1 protein-coding gene is annotated in these 517 nt (G+C 56.5%); it reads left to right on the forward strand.

Annotated features, from left to right (window positions below; genetic code table 11):
• Window positions 1–517: hypothetical protein (locus tag ABT56_RS24370; protein WP_047881230.1), on the forward strand; the 517-nt coding region annotated here is incomplete at both ends.

A 517-nucleotide genomic window follows, 5' to 3' on the forward strand; every position in this document is an offset into this window, starting at 1 on the left:
ATTGTCTGCGGTTATGGTCGTTATGTACCGCCGTCCGATGGGCGCGAGGTCGAAGTCACTGCCATGCCGAGTGTGACGCTGTCACCGAATCAGGCCATTGATATTGGCAAGATGCCGCCGATGGCCTTCGAGGCAGATCAGGGCTTTGTCGTTACCCAGATGCCGGAAATGGTATTGGCCGAAGGGCAAAAACTGGCGATTGGCGAATTGCCCCGGATGAAATTGGAAAACGGGCAGGCGGTTCGGGTCTACAGCACCACGGCATTAGCCACCAAACCCATTATTGGTGAAGGCATTGCCGGGCAAGTGTTGAGCCTTGCTACCCAAAAAGCCGAGCTTCCGGCTAATTCGTCACGTTGTCACGTTTTGGTTAAAGCGGGTTCGGCAAACACTGCGCCCGTGGTCATTGGGGGCGGTTGGTCACTGGCTGCCGGGGAGCATATCAAACTGGAAACCACCGCCGCGCTGGCTTTTGCCGGGACGGACGGCGACACCATTGAAATTATCGAGGTCACAC

The organism is Photobacterium aquae (genome assembly GCF_001029445.1).
In the GTDB taxonomy this organism is placed as follows: domain Bacteria; phylum Pseudomonadota; class Gammaproteobacteria; order Enterobacterales; family Vibrionaceae; genus Photobacterium; species Photobacterium aquae.